Annotated in this window: 9 protein-coding genes and 1 pseudogene; 3 read left to right on the forward strand and 7 right to left on the reverse strand. The window is 50.3% G+C overall.

The genetic code is table 11. From position 1 onward, the window contains the following. The 3 genes and pseudogenes from ACO1NT_RS14600 to ACO1NT_RS14610 all read left to right on the forward strand — a co-directional run. Positions 1-304, forward strand: a pseudogene (locus ACO1NT_RS14600) (NADH-quinone oxidoreductase subunit M); the annotation flags it as partial. Continuing rightward, the gene (locus tag ACO1NT_RS14605; protein WP_449049464.1) at positions 301-1785 is read left to right on the forward strand and encodes an NADH-quinone oxidoreductase subunit N; all 1485 of its coding nucleotides are present in this window, start codon (positions 301-303) and stop codon (positions 1783-1785) included. The pseudogene ACO1NT_RS14600 and the gene ACO1NT_RS14605, both read left to right, overlap by 4 nt. Before the next feature lie 153 nt (positions 1786-1938). Then, on the forward strand, positions 1939-2169 hold the full coding sequence (locus ACO1NT_RS14610) for a hypothetical protein (RefSeq protein WP_449049465.1): 231 nt from the start codon (positions 1939-1941) through the stop codon (positions 2167-2169). A 242-nt stretch (positions 2170-2411) separates the two neighbouring features. Here ACO1NT_RS14610 and ACO1NT_RS14615 read toward each other — a convergent pair whose 3' ends face one another. The 7 genes from ACO1NT_RS14615 to ACO1NT_RS14645 form a co-directional block, all read right to left on the reverse strand. Further along, complete coding sequence (locus tag ACO1NT_RS14615; RefSeq protein WP_449049466.1) at positions 2412-4058, reverse strand: sodium:solute symporter family protein; 1647 nt, start codon at positions 4056-4058, stop codon at positions 2412-2414. After that, the gene (locus ACO1NT_RS14620; RefSeq protein WP_449049467.1) at positions 4055-6352 is read right to left on the reverse strand and encodes an FAD-dependent oxidoreductase; all 2298 of its coding nucleotides are present in this window, start codon (positions 6350-6352) and stop codon (positions 4055-4057) included. Before ACO1NT_RS14620 ends, ACO1NT_RS14615 begins: the two co-directional genes overlap by 4 nt. A gap of 45 nt (positions 6353-6397) precedes the next feature. After that, positions 6398-7861: an SGNH/GDSL hydrolase family protein gene (locus ACO1NT_RS14625; RefSeq protein WP_449049469.1), complete on the reverse strand. Its 1464-nt coding sequence runs from the start codon at positions 7859-7861 to the stop codon at positions 6398-6400. A gap of 33 nt (positions 7862-7894) precedes the next feature. After that, positions 7895-10579: a hypothetical protein gene (locus tag ACO1NT_RS14630; protein ID WP_449049470.1), complete on the reverse strand. Its 2685-nt coding sequence runs from the start codon at positions 10577-10579 to the stop codon at positions 7895-7897. A gap of 111 nt (positions 10580-10690) precedes the next feature. Continuing rightward, entirely contained in the window at positions 10691-13921 is a 3231-nt protein-coding gene (locus ACO1NT_RS14635; protein WP_449049471.1) for a glycosyl hydrolase, read from the reverse strand. A 60-nt stretch (positions 13922-13981) separates the two neighbouring features. Next, positions 13982-15586 carry a RagB/SusD family nutrient uptake outer membrane protein gene (locus ACO1NT_RS14640; RefSeq protein ID WP_449049472.1) on the reverse strand — a complete coding sequence of 535 codons (1605 nt, stop codon included), beginning with the start codon at positions 15584-15586 and terminating at the stop codon, positions 13982-13984. Positions 15587-15603: 17 nt separating this feature from the next. Further along, positions 15604-18798, reverse strand: a complete 3195-nt coding sequence (locus ACO1NT_RS14645; protein WP_449049473.1) for a SusC/RagA family TonB-linked outer membrane protein — start codon at positions 18796-18798, stop codon at positions 15604-15606. Between the last annotated feature and the right edge of the window lie 19 nt (positions 18799-18817).

Consider the following 18817-nt stretch of genomic DNA (forward strand, 5'->3'; position numbering starts at 1 on the left):
CGGGGCCTTCAACGCGGAAAGCGTGCACGGTTTGCTGCCCCGCTGGATGGCCATCGCCGGCTCCGTCGGCATCCTGCTCAGTGCGGCTTATTTCCTTTGGACGCTGCAACGGATGTTTTTTGGCCAGCCCCGCCTCAAGGGAGGGGCGGTATGGTCTGAAACGCTGACCGACGCAACGCCACGCGAAACGGCCATTATGGTTCCGATGCTGGCGCTCGCACTGGTGCTGGGTGTATACCCCGCCCTTGCATTGGACAAAATCAACGCATCGGTATTGGCACTGGTTGAATGGGTAACGAAATGATTACGCTACTACCTGACATAACCGAAAGGCTGGACCACATCGTCGGCGGACTACCTGCGCTGGCGCCCGAGCTGGTGCTGATTGTGGCGTTCGTGGCAAGCATCCTCACGGGGTTGTTCGTCGACCGGCTGTGGCGGCAAAGCACATTTTCCGTCGCTATCATCGGCATCCTGCTTTCTGCCCTGTGTAGCGGCTTCCAACTGGGCAATCCCGATGCCAACGGCATACTGTTCGGTATGGTGAGTACCCATACATTCGGACAATACATGCGCATATTGGTTGCAGCTGTCTGCCTCCTGTTTGCCTGCTTCGTGCGCGCCGATCCTGCCTTCGGTGCCCACCGGAAAAAGACGGCCGACCTATATAGCATCCTGCTGGCCGTGCAGATCGGCCTCAACTTGATGGCGCTCGCTTCCAATTGGCTCATGACATTCATCGCCATCGAAATGGTATCCATCGGTTCCTACCTGATGGTGGGCTATCTGGCCAAAGATTCGCGGCAGACCGAGGCAGCGATGAAATACGTACTATTCGGTGCCGTTTGTTCGGCCGTGATGCTTTACGGCATGTCGCTACTGTATGGCTTTACCGGCAACCTCGATTACACTTCCGACCAGCATGTCCATGGGCTTAACAACACCTCCCCGCTGCTGGTCACCATGGCCCTGCTGTTTGTCTTCACGGGGGTAGGGTTCAAGCTGACCTTCGTACCCTTCCATTTCTGGGCGCCCGACGTGTATCAGGGAGCGCCCACGCCCGTAACGGCATTCCTTTCCACAGCGCCAAAAATCGCTGGCATCGCCCTACTGGCTAACATCCTATATGCATGGCCAGCGGATAGCTTCGCCTACCAGCACCTCCGGTTGATGCTGGTGGCTGCGGCTGTGGTGACGATGCTATGGGGTAATGTGGCCGCCTTGCGGCAAACCGACGTGAAGCGTATGATGGCTTACTCGTCGATCGGCCATACCGGCTTCTTGATGATGGCGGTATTGGCGTATTCCGCGGGAGACCACACCGTCCTATTGTACTACCTAGCTGTTTATGCGATGATGAACATAGGGGTATTTATGCTGACGGGTTACATCGAATCGCGCACCGGCGCTGTGGATGTGACGCAATACCGCGGCTTGGGTAAGGCCATGCCACTGGCGCTGGTGTGCTTTACGTTGATCATGATATCGCTCACCGGAATCCCCCCTACCTCGGGTTTCGTGGCGAAGCTGCTCGTGTTTACCGCGGTCTTCCACGACTGGCAAGCAACCGGCGATATCGGCATGGTCGTGCTGTTGATCGTGGGAGCGCTTACCACCGTCATTTCTTTATTTTTCTATTTCAAGATTCCGTTGCATGCTTTCCTGAAAACAGCGGATAGCGAACCGGAAATGAAACCGTTGCGCTATTCCATCCTGTGGCTGGCGGTGCTGCTTACCGTTGTCGTATGGGTACTGGGCGTGTTTCCGAATGTGTTGGTGGGGTAAGGGATTTAGCTTGCCTTTCCGGCTTGTTTCATTTCTTGATAAACGATGCTGGCCAACCAGCCCACGACAAAACAGGAGACGACACCTGTGGCGCTATACAGCATAAAATAGACGTGAACAAAGACACCCAGCTACGCCAAGATACTGAAAGCGATGCCTACGATAGCGCCGAAAGAAATAGTCGCCTATTTCCAGCAGGGAGATATGGAAAGCAACGGCAAATCTGATGATGAAATCGATCGGTTAAAATCGTTCAAAGTGTTCGCAGGAATATCTTCAGCTTCGACCAGTGGGGCGTGGCTCGGTTCAGAAGCCCCGCCAAGAACCATCGGTCACTTTCAATTGATAGGCATCGGAAAAACTACTATCCTTGTGCCCCTATAATGTTGACTATTAAAACTTTCACATCGGTAGTCGCCCAACGCCTTCGTTGAAAGATCACCTGCTGTCAGTTTAAAATCCGGGGCTTTGCTGCCCACTGCCGGTAAAGACCCGACCGTATGTTCTTCGGTACCATTGAATGCTATTGTTGCCATACTATCCTGTTGTTTTTTGGTAATTGATAGCAAATTCCAATGGGGTTTGAAAACGTTTGGACAATTGATGACAGCTTCAAGATATTATACCTAGACGTGTTTATTGCGTAGCGATAGGAGTAAGCCAGCGCCCAGCAGCACTATCGCCATGGATATACTCAGTACTGCTGAGCGTCCATGCGTTGCCAACAGTCCCAATACAAAGATTATCAGCCCTACACCCAATAAGGCATAGGCAACCGTCTTGATGGCCAAGGCACTTTGGCGTTTGCCGTGTGCTTGTTCGTCCACTACGGACGCATCATGCACTACCACAACTTCCGGCACCCGATACGGCATCTTGCGGTATACAACTTCAAAAATAGCCAGTAGCACGATAGGTAGCGCCACCCCCAATACGGTTTCTTGCATTCGGTCTAAGGAAATTTCGAGCACAGTTGGGGAAATGAACTTAAAGAAGACGTTGACCGCCAGGCTCGCAGTGGTAACAAACAATACCGAGAAAGCCGTTTGCCGTTTGGAAAACAACGCCCACACCGCCGGGCCATACAAAGGCACGCCGGTGAGCGCCCCAATGCTCAACACCACTTCCACAATGCCACCCATGGAAGGCACCATCAAGGCTACCAACACCGTGACCACCCCGAACCCTAATGTGGAGAGCCGCGCCACCCACATCAATGACTTATTGGATGCCTTGGGCCGCAGTCGCTTATACAAATCGTTGGTAAACACGGCGGACGAGACATTCAGCGAAGCGTTTACGGAATCAGTGGTCGCGAAAATCATCCCTGTAATCATCAGCCCCATCATTCCAGCCGGTAATACCTCCTTACACATCAGCAGGTAGGCGCCCTCGTTTTCAAGTCCACCCAAATCGGCGTTGACCAACCGGTAGAGCATGGGCGGCAGCATCCACACCACAGGGCTGATCAAATAAAGCCAGCCAAATAAGTAACTCACTTTTTTCGCGTCCCGCTTGGTGGGTACGCTCGTATAGCGTTGCACATAGGCCCAGTTCCCCCCGATGAACACCATGTTGTAAAAACCAAAAGCCGCCATGAACCAAATGGAATACTCACCTCCCGTAAGGTTGAAAAAGCCTTTGGGAGCCGCCTGCACAAATGCGCCGACACCACCCACGTTGTCGAAAGCCAAAGGAACCACAATCAGTATCGCCGCGGTGAGCACCACAAACTGCAGTACGTTCGTCACGATGACCGCCCATAGCCCCCCCGAAGTAGTATACAACACCGCCATCAGGCCAAAAAGAATAATCGCCCAATGCGAGGGCATGCCGGTCGAAACGTTCACCAACTTGGCTACCGGGTAAAGGAACGCACCGTTGTAGGCGAAACTCATCAACAAAAACACGTACGTATAAAACTTGTGTACGCTATTGCCGAAGCGTTGCTGTATAAACTCGGCCGCCGTTAATACGCCCGTTTGCCGCCAACGCGGCGCAATGAACCGCCCAATGAGGAATCCCGCAATGGCCATCGTCCACTGAATGGCCACCGCCACCCAGCCTTGCTCATAGGCAATCGCCCCCCATACGACGAAGGTTCCAGCCGAGAAAAAGCCCATGTAGAGGGATAGGCCACTCATCCACCAGGGCAGGGCGCCGCTGGCACCGAAATACGATTTCATATCCGCCTTGCGGTCGCTCATAGAGAGCCCGGCCACCAAAATACCGATGGAGAAAACGGCGATTACCCAGTAATCAAGCGTGGTCATTGGTCACCTCCATAACATCGTACGGCGAACAACGCCGCAGGAACTTCCTTAGAAGGGTGCTCCACGTAAATGGTTAGTCTGTCCGTCATCACTGGTTTATCAAAGTCAATGACATTCCGGGTTTGGTGATTGTCGGTTTGCTGATATATGACCTTACCCGTCGCATCTGCTATCCGATAGCTGCGAATACAGAACGGCATCACCCGCTCGGGGTGGGTCATCAGCACCGACTCCATCGCGTGGTCAAAATCCGTATCAAACGCCAAGTCGACGCGGCTGATCGACTGCGGTTGTTCCCACGAAAGGGTCAGTTGCGGTGTTTCATCGCCCGGGTCAGCTACCCATGCATTAGGTGCGGTTGTTGGCCTGTCTACCCCGTTCCGTAAATTTTCTGCTCCAAACAGTTTTACCGGTTCGGAAATCGTTAAGGCAATATTCTGCCCCTGTGGTCGCCGCTGAGGGCACCAAAATTCAAATTCATCCACTCCCGAGTCTGCGGGTGGCCGCTGCCGCCCGTTGTTAGACACCTTTTTATTCACGCCATTAAACACGGACAGCAATCCGGTGATTCGCTGTTCGGTATAAGGGAGGCGCACGTGTTCGTTTTTTAAGAATGTCAAGAACACATACTGCTCTTCACCAAGCTCAATATTGAAATCCAGCTGGATTTCCGTACTACCCGTTGTCAATGCAACGATCTTTGTGGCCAGTATGCTGTCCGGAGTAAACCCGCCTTTCCGGATACTGGCGCGAAGTTCCACCTGCAATCCGGTATCCTGTTCGGCTTGTATGGTCAGCACGAATGTTGGCATTTTTCCAGCTGATAGCGGTATCATTTGTGCTGCCGAGATGCTGAGTGGGCGCCAGGTCACGCCCATTTCTTCGAAGCCTGTAAACGCCAGCTCGCTGGAGACGGAAACTTTCGCTTGCCGAACCTTTTCCGCATCGTCTTGCAGCGCAAGCCCCGGTATGTATTGGCCCGCTTTCATCAATTCCGTTTGCAAGGATTCGATATGCCCATGGTCATAAATATCACGCGGCAATAACGCTTTCCCCTTACATAGTACCGCCGCCATCGCCACTGCTTGCCCTGTATAGGCGCTTGTCGCCATCACCCGGGTGGCACCGAATGCCACGTGGCTTACGCTGATAATCCGCCCGGCGAGGAACAGGTTTTTTATGTTTTTGCTATACAGTGTTCGATACGGAATCTGGAAGATGCCCTTGCTGTGCCATTGGTTACAAGGCTGCCGCTCACTGAATACGCCATCGGCAGGGTGCAAATCGATGGACCAGCCACCGTACGCTACCGCATCGGGATGCTCACGCTGTTCGATCAAGTCACGTTGAGACATCATGTAATCCCCCTCAAACCTTCGACTCTCCCGCTTGCCCGGAATCATCCCCACCCATTCCAGCGTCATCGTCTCCGCTTCCGGAAATTTCCCTGAGTTCTTGATGTAATCCCAAATGCCGTATACCACCTGCCAAAGCTCCCACTTGATTCGTTCGGTGTCATGCACCGTGTCCAGCCGGCCGCCGTGTTCCACCCACCACAACTGGCAGCCGTGGTCGTTGGCCTTGAAGTTGCGGAACCGGGGAATTTCCTTGGATACGTCCAGCGCAAACGATGGCGCAACAAATTGCACGGGTTTTCCAGTGTCTTTACTATAGAAGTAAAGCGAGTGGCCTAGCAGCTCGCCGTAATCGGCATCCGGCGCCATGGGTTCGTCAAACTCCTCCCGTCGCTCAGCGCCCATGCGAAATGCCGCGCCGGCAAGGAATCCCACAATGCCGTCGCCCGAGGCATCGCAAAACAACGGGGCTTCCAGACGATATTCGGTTGCGTTCTGGCTACAGAAGGCCCGCAGTGCCTTTATACGTTCCGGATCATCTTTTTCCACTTCGTACACGGCCGTATTGAGCAGCAGCGTGATGTTGGGTTCTTGTATTACTTTATCGAGCAACACCAAATCGAATATGATGGCGTTCCCTTCCGGATTCCGGTATATGTTCTCCACCAATAGCTCATCGATTACCCCTCCTTCCCTACTCCATCGGTTATTGTTGCCCATGTGTGAGGTTGCGCCCAACACCCACAGCCGTACCTCGCTGGAGGCATTGCCGCCGAGTACGGGCCGGTCTTGGACCAGTACTACCTTAAGCCCCTGTCGGGCTGCCGTGATCGCGGCACATACACCGGAAAGACCACCTCCCGTGATGACAAGGTCGGCATGTTGGGTGACCGTTTGCAAATTTCTTCCGTCTTTCTCAAACCCCTCTAGTAACTTCATAAATCGTATCTCTAATAAAACAGCTATATAAAACAGTTCAGTTACTTATTCCACTTGCGCGTGCCCAGTCGCGGCGATTGGTTTCCCACGCAACAAGATTCTACCTAGATAAATTGCGGACCGATCATACTTCGCTGGGTTTGCAGTAATATCATCTAACCGCTTCGGTCCCAGAATCGCGTGCTTATCCGCTTTCTCGAAAGAAACTTTCAGGGTCACTTTATGCCTACCAAATGGTAACTGGATTACATCGTATTGCCCCCGATACCTATCGTTACAGAAACCGTTAAATCTATTCAACGTAGTATCCGCGCCGGTATTGCCGATTTGATAAAGGCGATAATTACGCTCGCTTACTGCATCCAGGCCAACCAATTGATCGTTGATCCAAATAGTAAGTTGGCCAACTTCCGGTCCGCCGATATCGAAAACACCGAACATGTCACCCTCAAAATAGAACGTACACGCCGCGCCGGGCTTATCGGCGGTCATCAGGGAGTCAAACCATCCCTCAAATTTAGTGAGGGGTGATTGCTGGGTTAGCATTATATGCCAGTTGTTGTCGAATGAAGCGACTTGCCAAGGGCTGTACATACCGGCGCTGTCCCAGATATCGCTGATTAGCGGATCGGGAAGCGTATGCAAGCGGGGTAGCGTGTTCGCTTTAAGCTGATGAAGACCCCGTGCGATAGCAGCAGCATATAGGTTACCACCGGCCTCAAGGGGATGGATGCCGTCTTCGGAAAATAACAACTTATCCGTCTTCTGCTCCCGACTTCCCTTCCAAATCAACTTATCCTGGGCTTCCAGTTCCGCGGCTTCCATACCCAAATGAATAGATGGAATCGCATAGTGCGAAGCAATGCGCTCCAACCCAAGGATATTATCGGGGATATCACCCCGTTGATAGCTAGCCGTCTGCCCGTTCTTGATGGTGTATATCAAGCAGATGTCTGTATACGGGTTGTTTTTTATAACCTGCCTAATCATGCCCTCCATACCGGGCTGATATGCTCCGTTGACCGCAAATTCAATAAAAATGAGATCAGGCTGGTAGCGGAGCACCTGTTCTTCAAGACGGAATGCCCCAAGATCCGTACCCGTGCCCGACACACCGGCATTCACCCAACGAAACTCGGCGTCAGGAAACAATTGCTGCATATACTGAGCCGCCTGAATCCGGTAGCAGAGTTTGCTCTGGGTAATACTTCCGCCAATGAACGCGACGGTCACGTCCTTACCACTCCCGGCTTTAGCTAAAAAATTAGGTATACCATCCCGCGTGGCACATTCATCTTCCCGATAGAACGTACCCGGGATGACAAGTGGAACACCAGCTTCGGGAACCGTGAATAATAAGGGTGAACTGGGCCCCTGAGAAGCCGCAATTTTAACGAAATCACCGCTATCCGCCACCATAGGTTTTCCGACCTGAGCAAGACAGTAGTTCGTCAAGACCAAGTATCCGAAAACGAACGGCATAGACACTTTCAACGCCTTAATCTTCATTAATTACACTCCCTTCATCCGTTATAATCGATCTTATTTCGTTAATGACCCCAAGCGCAAGTCCTCAGATCGTTTCACATGACCATTTACGTCTTCCACCTCAAGCTGGAATCGTAGGCCTTTCTGGTGCTTATCCAACGGCACCGTAAACTCATAAGGATAGCTTTTATCAACGATTGTCTGTTCGTTGCCAGTTAAGTCTGTATACGTTATACGAGCCGAACGGACACTGCTCTCGTCGTCAGACAGATACAGATATACCGTATTGGCCACGTCACTTAAACGCATCAACATCGCTTTGGCATTCCCGGGTTGTATCTCAAGGTAGTCATTTCCCACCGCTCCATCGGTTGTTGCAATAATCTTATCTTGGATCGCTGGATTTATTTCTAAATTTCCCAGGACCACCGTTTCAATGCCCGACGGTCCTACCTCAACGGTAAAACTGCATTGGTCAGGCTCGTCGCAGCGGACGAGCGCATCATTGACAAGCACGCGTGCAGAAACAGGCTGATCAGATTGGTTCATAAATGCGAGGTATAACTTGTCTCCTTTTCTAGCGGAGATGTAATTGAGTTCAATTTGGTCGATTTCGAGCAACCCCGAAGGTATCCACAGTTGAACGCCCACCTCGTTTTCAAACTTTCCGGGGTGGTGGCCATACATCTTATTCTGCAAATAGGCGTACCCCTCAATATACTCCGAAGGGAAATCTATCTGGCCATCGGATTTCACATAGGCGTCGGTGATCAAGTAATCCAACAACATGGAAATCATGGGCATGATATGGTTGTAATGAAAAGAGTTAACGCTGAGCTCTTCGTGTGGCCGCAGCGGATAATCCGCCTTTTCATAGGCCGTTGTCCGTGCTGTATTCATGTGGTAACCTGGAAAGTTCCGATAACGGCCTACAATCGCATCCTTGGCGATCTCTTGCAGAAATGTATCGTTTGCGTAATATCCCAGTCGCAGCATCCAGGGCGCATAGTTCGCCATGAAAATAGCGCGGTGGCCCGACGAAGTTCCTGATGATTCCGGTGTGAGGCCTATCTCCGATACCCGCCAGGCAGGTACGGTTTCTTCAGGGAAGTACATCTGTTTATGCCCCTTCGATTTCAGGTACCAATACATGGGTGCTTTCCCGTCTTTGTTTACGGTAACTTTATGGTCGGGTACCGCCGGTGACATCCAGCAGAATTGCGCATAATGACGTGCGCCATCATGTGCTGCCTCGAGGTATGCTTGATTCTGGGTTATTTCATATAACTCCAGCAATTCGATCCAGCGATTCGTAAAAGCAGGCCAAAAGAAAAAGCCACCGGCAAACGGATCATCGAACTCCCGTTGTTTCTCATCTACCCGGTCTTTTATGTACTGATCGGCACCGCTAGTGGCGGCCTGTAAGTATCGTTCATCTCCCGTTGCCCGGTATAGGTACATCGCATTTATCCAGTTATCGCTCTTTTCGGCCACATCCAGGTTGCGAATGCGGCTTCTACCAAACTCTTGTTCAGCGAGCGAAAGTAAAAATGGGTTACGCTTTCCGAATACGGTGTATAACGCAGTGAGCTCGGATATGGGCGCTACCGGCCCCGTCAATTTTCGCGAGGGATTCTGGATTTTCTGTTCCTTATCGAGGGCGAACAAGAACTTTTCCCTGGATAACATATATTCCATCGTTGGGTACGCCCGTTCCTCAAACATCCGGGGATTATCCAGCACGGTAGCAATGTTTAAGGGGTTCAGGCTGGAAACATTCTTTACAGCCCCAGGCACATCCGTCGAATAGGCACATCCTTTGAGCGAGTCGATGAACCAAGCATACTCCGAAAGCGCATAGTCTGTCATCCTGTCGATGACCTGATTCAGTGAGCTAATCTCATTTTTACGCATCGCCTGAAACCCGAAAGCCTCACGGGCAATATCCTCATAGGCATACGTGAGCGATTGCTTGATAGCAGGCAGCAAACACGTAAACCCAAACTGATCACCCGTTTTCATCTCGGACCCTACCCCTCCGAATACCGGTGCCCACAATTGCGGCTGCGCATTTCCACGACTATCTCTCACAGCTATACCGAATCGGCTGTTTTGCAATAATGGCAGTGGATTGAAGGGGAACTCCTCGGGAGCGGCCAAAACACCCACCGTCCAATCATCCGCCTCAACCAACGCCGACGGGATGGGGCAACGATAAGCAAGCGTCAAATAGGGCTTATCCGGAAAACGCTTCTCCTGCCAGATCAGTGGTTGCCATATTTCTTCCACCTCATCCAATCCCTTGGCCGGCGCACCGGTGTACCCAACGGTATACCAGCCATCCTGTTTCGCTTGAAAGTCAAAGTGCAATTTAGGGTATGGCTTATCCTCCACTAAGAGGTAAGCTTCAAGGGCAAAGCCGTCGGCCGGTGGAAAATGATAGAACAAGGTATCTCCACGCCGCTCGCTATCGGTAGCCCGCACTTCGATCACCTCAGCCGCAGCGTGGCTCAGGCTCACGGTTCGCCCAGATGATTTGGCTTCCAAGATGCGGTCGTCAAAGCCATCGCCCGCCGTTGCCGCATTCTTTCGGCTTACCGGGAGGTCCGAGACCTTTCCGGGATAGGTCCTCCATGTGGCCACGTTATAGTTGACATCGGTTATACCCGCAGGCCGCATAGCCAGGTTAGGGTCATCCGGGCTATATAAAATGGTGAAATGGGGCAGAAAGCCACTCATGACATCCTGGCTACTGGCGCAACCGGGATAAAAGAGTATAAAAACGATACATAAAACTCCTAACTTTCTCAATCTCATAATCATCAATTTTAAGGTATTCAGCATTGTTTACTACTTACGATAGTGCAACAAGCGAACCGGACCAGCTAGCCCCGACGGAACCAGCGGGAAGTCCACCCGATAATGCTTCCAAGTTGTAAATGTTTTGCGTTTGGTTTTCCGCTTGGCTGGTTCATGCAGCCAGTGAGGTAACTCCAATAAGCGGCCGGTCGAAAATATACTGCTACTCACCGCATAACGAAGGGTGGTTGGATAATGTTCATCGCCGATCAACCTATTGACCCACCTATTGACAACCGTAATCTGGAGTTGATTAAGCCCTTTCTTCACATGCGACGTGATGTCAACCATCCCTTGTCCGTCCCACATGATGCCTACTTTTTGCCCGTTCATGTCAATTTGGGCGAGATCAAAGTATGCGCCGATGTCTAGAAATATCCGATCGTCTTCATCGAGGCGATGCCTTAGTTTGAACGTCGTGGAATAAATACCAGGACCCGAATAATATTTGATTCGTTCCCTATGGAATGTGTTCCATAGCCGCAAACTATCCAGTGTAATTGCTTTTTCTTCATCCACCAGCAACAAGTCCCATTTATTTTTTAATACAGTCGCTATGGGGTTAGATTGCCCGCTTACATCCTTTTCGGCTTCGCGAACCCAATTTTCGGGTAATGGTTTCCTAAAAACCACGAATCGGGAAGCCCCTGGTGCTAACCCCAGCCGTACGTTGACTCCATTTGCCGACGTGTCAACAATCGGTGCGTTATGGTAATCCCCCGTATTGGGATCCCAAATTTCCGGGCGCTTATCCGGAACACTAAATTCAACATTTTCAACGCTCGATTGCTCGGCGCGATTAACAACGAAGTAAACATCTTCGGTCGTGGAATATCGATGTGCAAACATCAATGAATCGTCGTCATCCGACTCGATATCGGGACGGATTCCGCTTTTTTTCAACATATCGACAATTGCGTTATTCCAATGGACCTTACCCGTTCCAACTTCTTTCAATTGCGCTCCCTTTCCATCCAATCCACCCCATATCCGGTCGACCAACTGACCGAATTGCGCATGCTGGCTCAAATCATTTCTGCCGGCTGGTTGATGAGGTGGGGGGCCAACAATGGTTGCGCCCCGGTCAAGTAAATCGGCAAGCCGATGAAGCGTTTTTACATGCATAACCGGGTAAGGAGCCAATACCATAAGACGATAGTTTGCGCCCGAAGGGAATATCAACTTTCCGCCTTGCACCTGAATGTCCTCCAGTTGATGCGGATAACAGATATCAAAGGTATATCCCGAGGGGATTACGGGTAGCCCCGGGGGTTCTTCATAAATGGCGTCCTCGGGGTAAAGCACGCAAATGTCTGCGTGCCGCTGCCCCCATTGCAACAGATACTGGCTTCGGGCGATATATTCCATCCAGGGCCGCGCATATGCCCACCATGTATTGGTGCGGCCGAAATGTGTCCCATACCGCCCCATCGTAAAACCGGGATAGACATCATAAGGCTGATGGGTATACGTATGAAACACGAACCGGTTAATACCCGCTGCAAATGCCACGTCGCCTATCTGTTTCAAATTTGCGGGAACACGCTGCCACTTGCCGAATTCCGGCTTAGAAGTAAATGCCTCGGCACCGACGATTGGTTTGCCCAATATATGTGCTGCCGATACGGTCTGTCGAATGAGTGGTATCCTACGCTCAATCCCATCTGTCCAAAACTCATTCATCGGCACATCCGAATAGCGGTTCCCCCACGCCGGGGATATCGGGCCACCCTGCGATTCAGCGTATACACTCAGTCCATGCCCCTTCGCAAGCGAATACATCGTAGCCTGGTAATTTTCTGCGATAAGCTCCGTAATGCATTGTCTAAAATCCCACAAAATACCTTCAGCGACTTTCTCCCCCCCGATCATTCTACCGGCAAAAAGAGGAAGATAAGGAATCAAGCTATATCCCTTTTTCGCTTCAAACAATTCCGGGAGCTCGCTTGTCCAATTTTGGTATCCTCCTTCGAAACTGTCGAAGACGATCCCCTTGAATGTCTTTCCTGCCAGATCGCCCGCATCCCGAATTATTCTTCCCAGTGATTTCTCAAACTGGAACCGGACGGCCTCCGGGTCAAGTTTATCCACTTCGTATCCGGTTCCCTCGTCCTGTGCCGGATGAATCTTTTTCCCCGTTGTAGTGTAGCCAAAACGCAGGATCGTCCACACTCCATCGGTCGGCGTCCATTTCAAAACACCAAGCCTCCTGTCGAAAAAGCGCGTCACGTCTTTAACCGTCAGACCTTCTTCACTAAACATCACCTTTCGGCCCATGTTGGCAGCAACCGTTTCATTGACCGAAAACTTTGTGGCTGCAATTTTCTGATGCCAATTTGCCGGGCTATGTAGAAGGCGGAATTCGACTTCCGCGACCTCAATTGTGTCACGGGTACCCGTTAAGTTAATACGGATCTTACGCGCTGAAACGGCCTCGAAAGGGATAACAAACGAGCCGGTCGTGTCGCTGTGATTAGGAAAGGCAAATGTCACCAAGGATTCATACTGGTGGCCTTTTTCTGATATAGCTATTGAACCACGGAAATCCGTTCCTACCGGCAAAAATTTCAAATCGATACGGATGCCATTTAACGTGACGGGGCCATCGAATGTGGCCACCAATGTATCGCCGCCCCTAGAAGTTTTCCAAGATGTAGATAAATCGTGATCTGACAATGCATCGATATCCCTGTTATTGCCAACGGAACGAAAAGCCAGCGGTACGCGCCGTTGCTTACTGCCTCCTTCGCGTACCGCCAACACTGCAATGTCCTCGTACAAACCATCCCGGCGGTACGGCTGAGAAAGCTTGATTTCACCATCCTCGCTGGTACTCACTTGCGTTTCACTAAACACCAATGTCTTCATGGAGCGATTAACATCTATCCATGGTCCCCCCGCGCCAGACCACCCCGGACTATTGACGATGTAAAATTCCAACCCAAGACTATCACAGGTGCGAATCGCATACTGTACATGTTCGTGCCAACTGTCGCTCCCATATCGAACAGGGCCCTTAGGCAAATACATATGCGTATCAAAAAGCTGCACGCCGCCAATCCCCACGCGTTTCATGTCAATCAGGTCCTTTTTTATACCCTCTTTGGTAACATTCCCATTAATCCAATGCCACCAAGTCAACGGCCTATTCAGCCCGCTTGGGCGCTTAAATGACTCCAGGTTAATGGCGGTTTCCCGCTGTGTGTATCCGGGGAAAGCCATAGCGCATAGTACACAAACCAACAATATCCAACGACACCACCTCATCGCGTTACGTATCCCCTAATACCCCGGGTTGTTACCTGTTATCGCCAAATTAGCCTGTATCTCTTCTTCAGGGATAGGCCACAAATACCCCTTATTCGCATTGAAGGTACGCTGCCGAAAGGCGTACGTTTCATAAACGGCGGTGCTTTCGTCCGTAGTTAGAAGTTCAGGACGATAGCCTATCGCGTCCGTAAATGCTTCCGCTCCGACTTCCCACCTGCGTATATCGCTCAGGCGGGTCCCTTCGAAAGCAAATTCCACCCGCCGTTCATGGCGGATGATATCCCGCAGTTCCGACTGGCCTACATCCTCGCCTTCCGATTCTTCAATGGTAGGCATTTCTACGCCCGGTCGTTGCCTGACCAAATTGACCAAACGCAAGATCTCCACCTTATTATCCGCCCAATTCGCCGATTCCAACAATGCTTCCGCATGCATCAACAATACGTCGGCATACCGGAGGAGGATAATGTTGTTACCCGAAATGCTATTGACACTTCCGTCGGAATAGTCAACCCATTTCCGGATTCGTAAACTCGAAAAATTGGCGGATCGCTTTTGGATGGGGAAATAATATTTTACGGCGCCAGCAACGGTGTGCCCATCCATCGAATACGGTAACACAAACGTATAACCCAAACGCGGGTCGCGACCGTCCCACGGGCGACTAGTATCATACCCCGAAGAAGGGTCATCAATGGGTTTCCCATTGGCCATATAGTATTCTTTTTCCAGGTTCTGAAGCGCCATATATGAGCTCCAACTGTTGAAATACGTTTTCCACTGATGAGACATGCCTTTGCTCGCTTGGTTTTGCATATATTGGATATCAAAAATGACCTCCGGATTATTTTCTGCAGCTTCGCCACTAAACATGGCATAAAAATCGGGATACAGTGAATAATACCCCAGCTCTTCTACTTGCTGGCAAGCCGATGCGGCCTCCGCCCAATGTTCATTGTATAGCGCCACCTTGGCTTTCAGCGCCAATGCTGCTCCCTTGGTAGCTCTGCCAACGTCGCTACCACTGTAGGTTCCCGGATCGGGAAGATATGCCGCTGCCTGCGTCAGGTCTGCCAGAATAGCATCTACAATAATCGACTTATCCACACGGGGTGAATCTTTTTTCTCTAAACCCTCGGGCTCGGTCCGGAAAGGCACATCGCCATAAAAATCGATAAGATCCGCAAAGAAATAAGCACGCAAAAAAAGCGCCTCGCCCGTATACCGCTGCTGTTTACTCTCCTCCATGGGTACATCAACGATATATTTAAGCACGGTATTAGCCCGCAATATACCGGCATAATTCTGTTCCCACTTCCGTAATGCCGGGGCCGAAATAGGCGTCTGGGTCTGGTCCCAGAAATCGATCTCTCCAGTGTTCGCCAACGTTACAATTCCGTTGTCTGTGATAAAATCGATACTGATAGGACTCCGTTTATCAGCCATTAGTGCCTGGTAACTGCCATTCAAGGCCAAAATAATATCATTTTCAGTGGAGAAATTATCTGGACTTACAAAATCCATAGGCTCGGTTTCCAAAAAATCAGAGCATCCTCCAAAAGGCAATATCCCAACGAATAAGGCTATAATTAGTGTTTTGCTTTTCATCTTAATCATGTTTTGTTAAAACGGGTTTATAAACCAATGTTCAATCCTAATGCGGTCGTTCGTATTTGTGGATGAAAATCAGAAGTAATCCGATTAAAGCTTTTCTCCGGATCGAAACCTTTATTCAACCGGGTAACGGTGAAGAGGTTCTCGACACTAAGAAATAATTTTAATGATTTCACATTCAATCTACGCAGTAAGCCCGGATTAACTGCATACCCTAAGGTAATGTTCTTTAACCTCAAATAGGCAGCGTTCTGCAGGTAATAAGAAGATATCAGACCAGAGCGAGTACGATCGTCGTACAGTCGCTGCCAGGTTTCACTGGGTCGGTCGGGTGTCCAGCGATTTTCATATAGCTCTTTCGAGATACTGCCCGTCCCGTTCCAAAAAGGTGTCACCATAGCCCCCATGATATACGCATCGGCTCCTAGTACACCCTGCGCGAGTATATTCAGTTCGAAATTCTTAAACCGTCCATTGAGGTTTAGCGAATAAATATAGTCAGGCAATGGTTTACCGATTATCTGTTGGTCGCCATCATCGATTATACCATCTTCGTTGAGGTCCTTAAAGCGAATATCCCCGGGCATCGGGTTTTGCATAATACCAGACGGATCGGCATAATTTTCTTTCAATTCGAACTCCCGATCATAAAAATCGATACCGGGGTCGCTATTGTTTTGCCAAGTGAAATCTTCAATCTGATAAATCCCGTCCGCTACCATCCCAAAATAGGAGCCAAATGACTCGCCCACAACGGAACGGATTACTCCTGCTGGTGGCGCATAGCCAGATACTGCACTATGGAAAATATAAGGCAAAGGACCAATATCAACCACCCGGTTTTTCTGGTAGGAAACGTTGCCATTAATACGGTATTGAAATGCCTTCGCGGGGTCGCTGTTATACTCAACGCCCAACTCCACACCTTTGTTCGTCATGGTGCCCACATTCTGGTACGGCGTTCCTGAAATCCCCAATGACCCCGGAATCGTGATACGAGCTAGAATATCTGAGGTTTTCTTGTTGAAGTAATTGACGTTGATATTCAGCCGGTTCAAAACAGATACATCGACACCGATATTGAGTTGCTCGGTTGTTTCCCATGTGGTATTGCGGTTGGCTAGCAAAGAGATGGCCGTTCCGGGTACAATGGTACCTCCGAAATTGTAATCCAAGCCAGCAGACAAGACATCTGAAGCCGCATAGTTTGTTCCAATACCAGCATTTCCAAGAAGCCCCCAAGAGCCCCGAATTTTCAACAAATCCAGCCAATCCACTGACGACAAGAACGATTCCTTCGAAAGTACCCATCCAGCTGCAACCGACGGGAATGTACCCCAACGCTTTCCTGTCATAAACCGCGACGAACCATCCCGACGGATATTCGCTTCCAAAAGGTATTTCTCGTCGTAATTGTAATTAATCCGACCAAAGAAAGACAACGACGTCCGCTCCGCATTGGCAATGTCTATCGGTGCGATAGAAGCTGGGTCGGCTAACGAAAGGATTGGCAAGTTTGCCGACAAGTCTGTTCCCCGGGCACCGAATCCTTCCGTTTTGAACGCGATCGCTTCATAACCTAATAACGCCGAAAAGTTATGCATCTCCGCGAACGATTCATCAAATCTCAGGGTAGAATTAAATGTTCTTAAGGTCGAATAGTTCCGCTGCAGATTGATTGACGACGGTCGGTACACGCCGTCTTCATCAAATACGCTCCCCGCCGTGTACTGATTGGGCGAGAATCTTGTAAAATCCAGTGAATTTCCCGTGCTAGCATACATCGCTGTCCAGGTCAGCGATTCTACTGGCTTAAGTTCGAGGCCCAGTTGGTACTTTAAATTACCATTGCTACGAAACGTCCCACCCCCGTTCACATAAGAGCTGTAGTTGATGGCCGGATACGAATATAAACCAGTCGTTGATTTGAAATATGCGGTGGAACGGGTTGTACCAACCGTCTGTAGAATCCCCTCGGTAGATTTATCCAACTCGTTCATCTTGCGCTCGTATCCAAGTAACCGTCCGCTAACCTTGAGCTTGCCATCAAGGAAAAATGTGTTCACGTTCGCCAAATAGCTAATCTTACGCTGATCGGTACCCACCAAAATCCCATCTTGATCCAGGTATCCGCCGGATACTGAAAAGTCAAACTTATTCGGTTGCCCTCCCCGGGCACTGAGGTAATGGTTTTGGGTCAACGCGTTTGAAAAATATTCATCATATAAGTTAACACCTTTATATTCGGGTAACGTCGCCTCTTCAAACAACTGAATTTCCTCTTCCGTGTAACCAATTGGCAATCCAGAGTTTAACCGCCCCTCATTGTAGGCCCGGGCAAACTCCGTGGAACTAGCAGCCTCCGGAATCCGCGTAGGTTCCTGTACGGAAACTGTCCCCACATAATTAACGTCCAACCCGCTCCGCCCTTGTTTTGTGGTAATAATCAACACACCACCCGCGGCACGGTTTCCATAAATAGATGCCGCAGACGCGTCTTTTAGTACCGAAATGGATGCGATGTCGTTCGGGTTCACGTCACTTAACGAAGATTCTACTCCGTCAATGATAATCAACGGATTGCTATTATTGTCAATAGAAGAGATACCACGGATACGGACATCCGCCTGGTCCCTTCCCGGTTGTCCGGAAACCTGCGTAATCAGCACCCCAGATGACTTTCCTTGAAGAATCTGGCTGGCATCCGTCAACACCCGATCCTGTACGTCCTCGAGGTTGATGTTTTCTACTGCACCGGTCAGGTTAATTTTTTTCTGAGTGGCATACCCCACAACCACCACTTCTTCCAGGTCGCTAATCGAAGTGGTCATCGAAACGTTGACGATCGCATTATTGTTAATTGCTCGTTCAATGGATGCAAACCCAACAATGGTAAACACCAAAACGGTTCCACCTTCTGGTACAACGATACGATAAGCTCCTGTCTCGTCAGTGATGGCAACGGCAGACGTACCTTTCACCGCAACCGTTACACCAGCTAATGGTGTTCCGTTCTGGTCCGTCACACGCCCCTCGATTCGTTTAGCCTGAACGACGTTGGTTGAAGCCGGTTCCACGGAATGCGACATCGCCATTGCAGCGACGTGCACATTCGCCAATAAAACAACAATCGGCACGCATTTGATAACCAGTGCCCTCAACACCGGGGGGCAACTTAATAACACCCGTCTAAAAACGGCTCGATAATTCTTCATAACTTGTTTCTGGTTAATT

Source organism: Parapedobacter sp., from assembly GCF_053550995.1.

Bases quoted from the DNA above. Each gene is read 5' to 3' on its own strand.
- ACO1NT_RS14610 (WP_449049465.1), top strand. From the start codon at position 1,939: ATGCCTACGATAGCGCCGAAAGAAATAGTCGCCTATTTCCAGCAGGGA.
- ACO1NT_RS14630 (WP_449049470.1), bottom strand. From the start codon at position 10,579: ATGAGTGGCTTTCTGCCCCATTTCACCATTTTATATAGCCCGGATGAC.
- ACO1NT_RS14635 (WP_449049471.1), bottom strand. From the start codon at position 13,921: ATGGCTTTCCCCGGATACACACAGCGGGAAACCGCCATTAACCTGGAG.
- ACO1NT_RS14625 (WP_449049469.1), bottom strand. From the start codon at position 7,861: ATGAAGATTAAGGCGTTGAAAGTGTCTATGCCGTTCGTTTTCGGATAC.
- ACO1NT_RS14645 (WP_449049473.1), bottom strand. From the start codon at position 18,798: ATGAAGAATTATCGAGCCGTTTTTAGACGGGTGTTATTAAGTTGCCCC.
- ACO1NT_RS14605 (WP_449049464.1), top strand. From the start codon at position 301: ATGATTACGCTACTACCTGACATAACCGAAAGGCTGGACCACATCGTC.
- ACO1NT_RS14615 (WP_449049466.1), bottom strand. From the start codon at position 4,058: ATGACCACGCTTGATTACTGGGTAATCGCCGTTTTCTCCATCGGTATT.
- ACO1NT_RS14620 (WP_449049467.1), bottom strand. From the start codon at position 6,352: ATGAAGTTACTAGAGGGGTTTGAGAAAGACGGAAGAAATTTGCAAACG.
- ACO1NT_RS14640 (WP_449049472.1), bottom strand. From the start codon at position 15,586: ATGATTAAGATGAAAAGCAAAACACTAATTATAGCCTTATTCGTTGGG.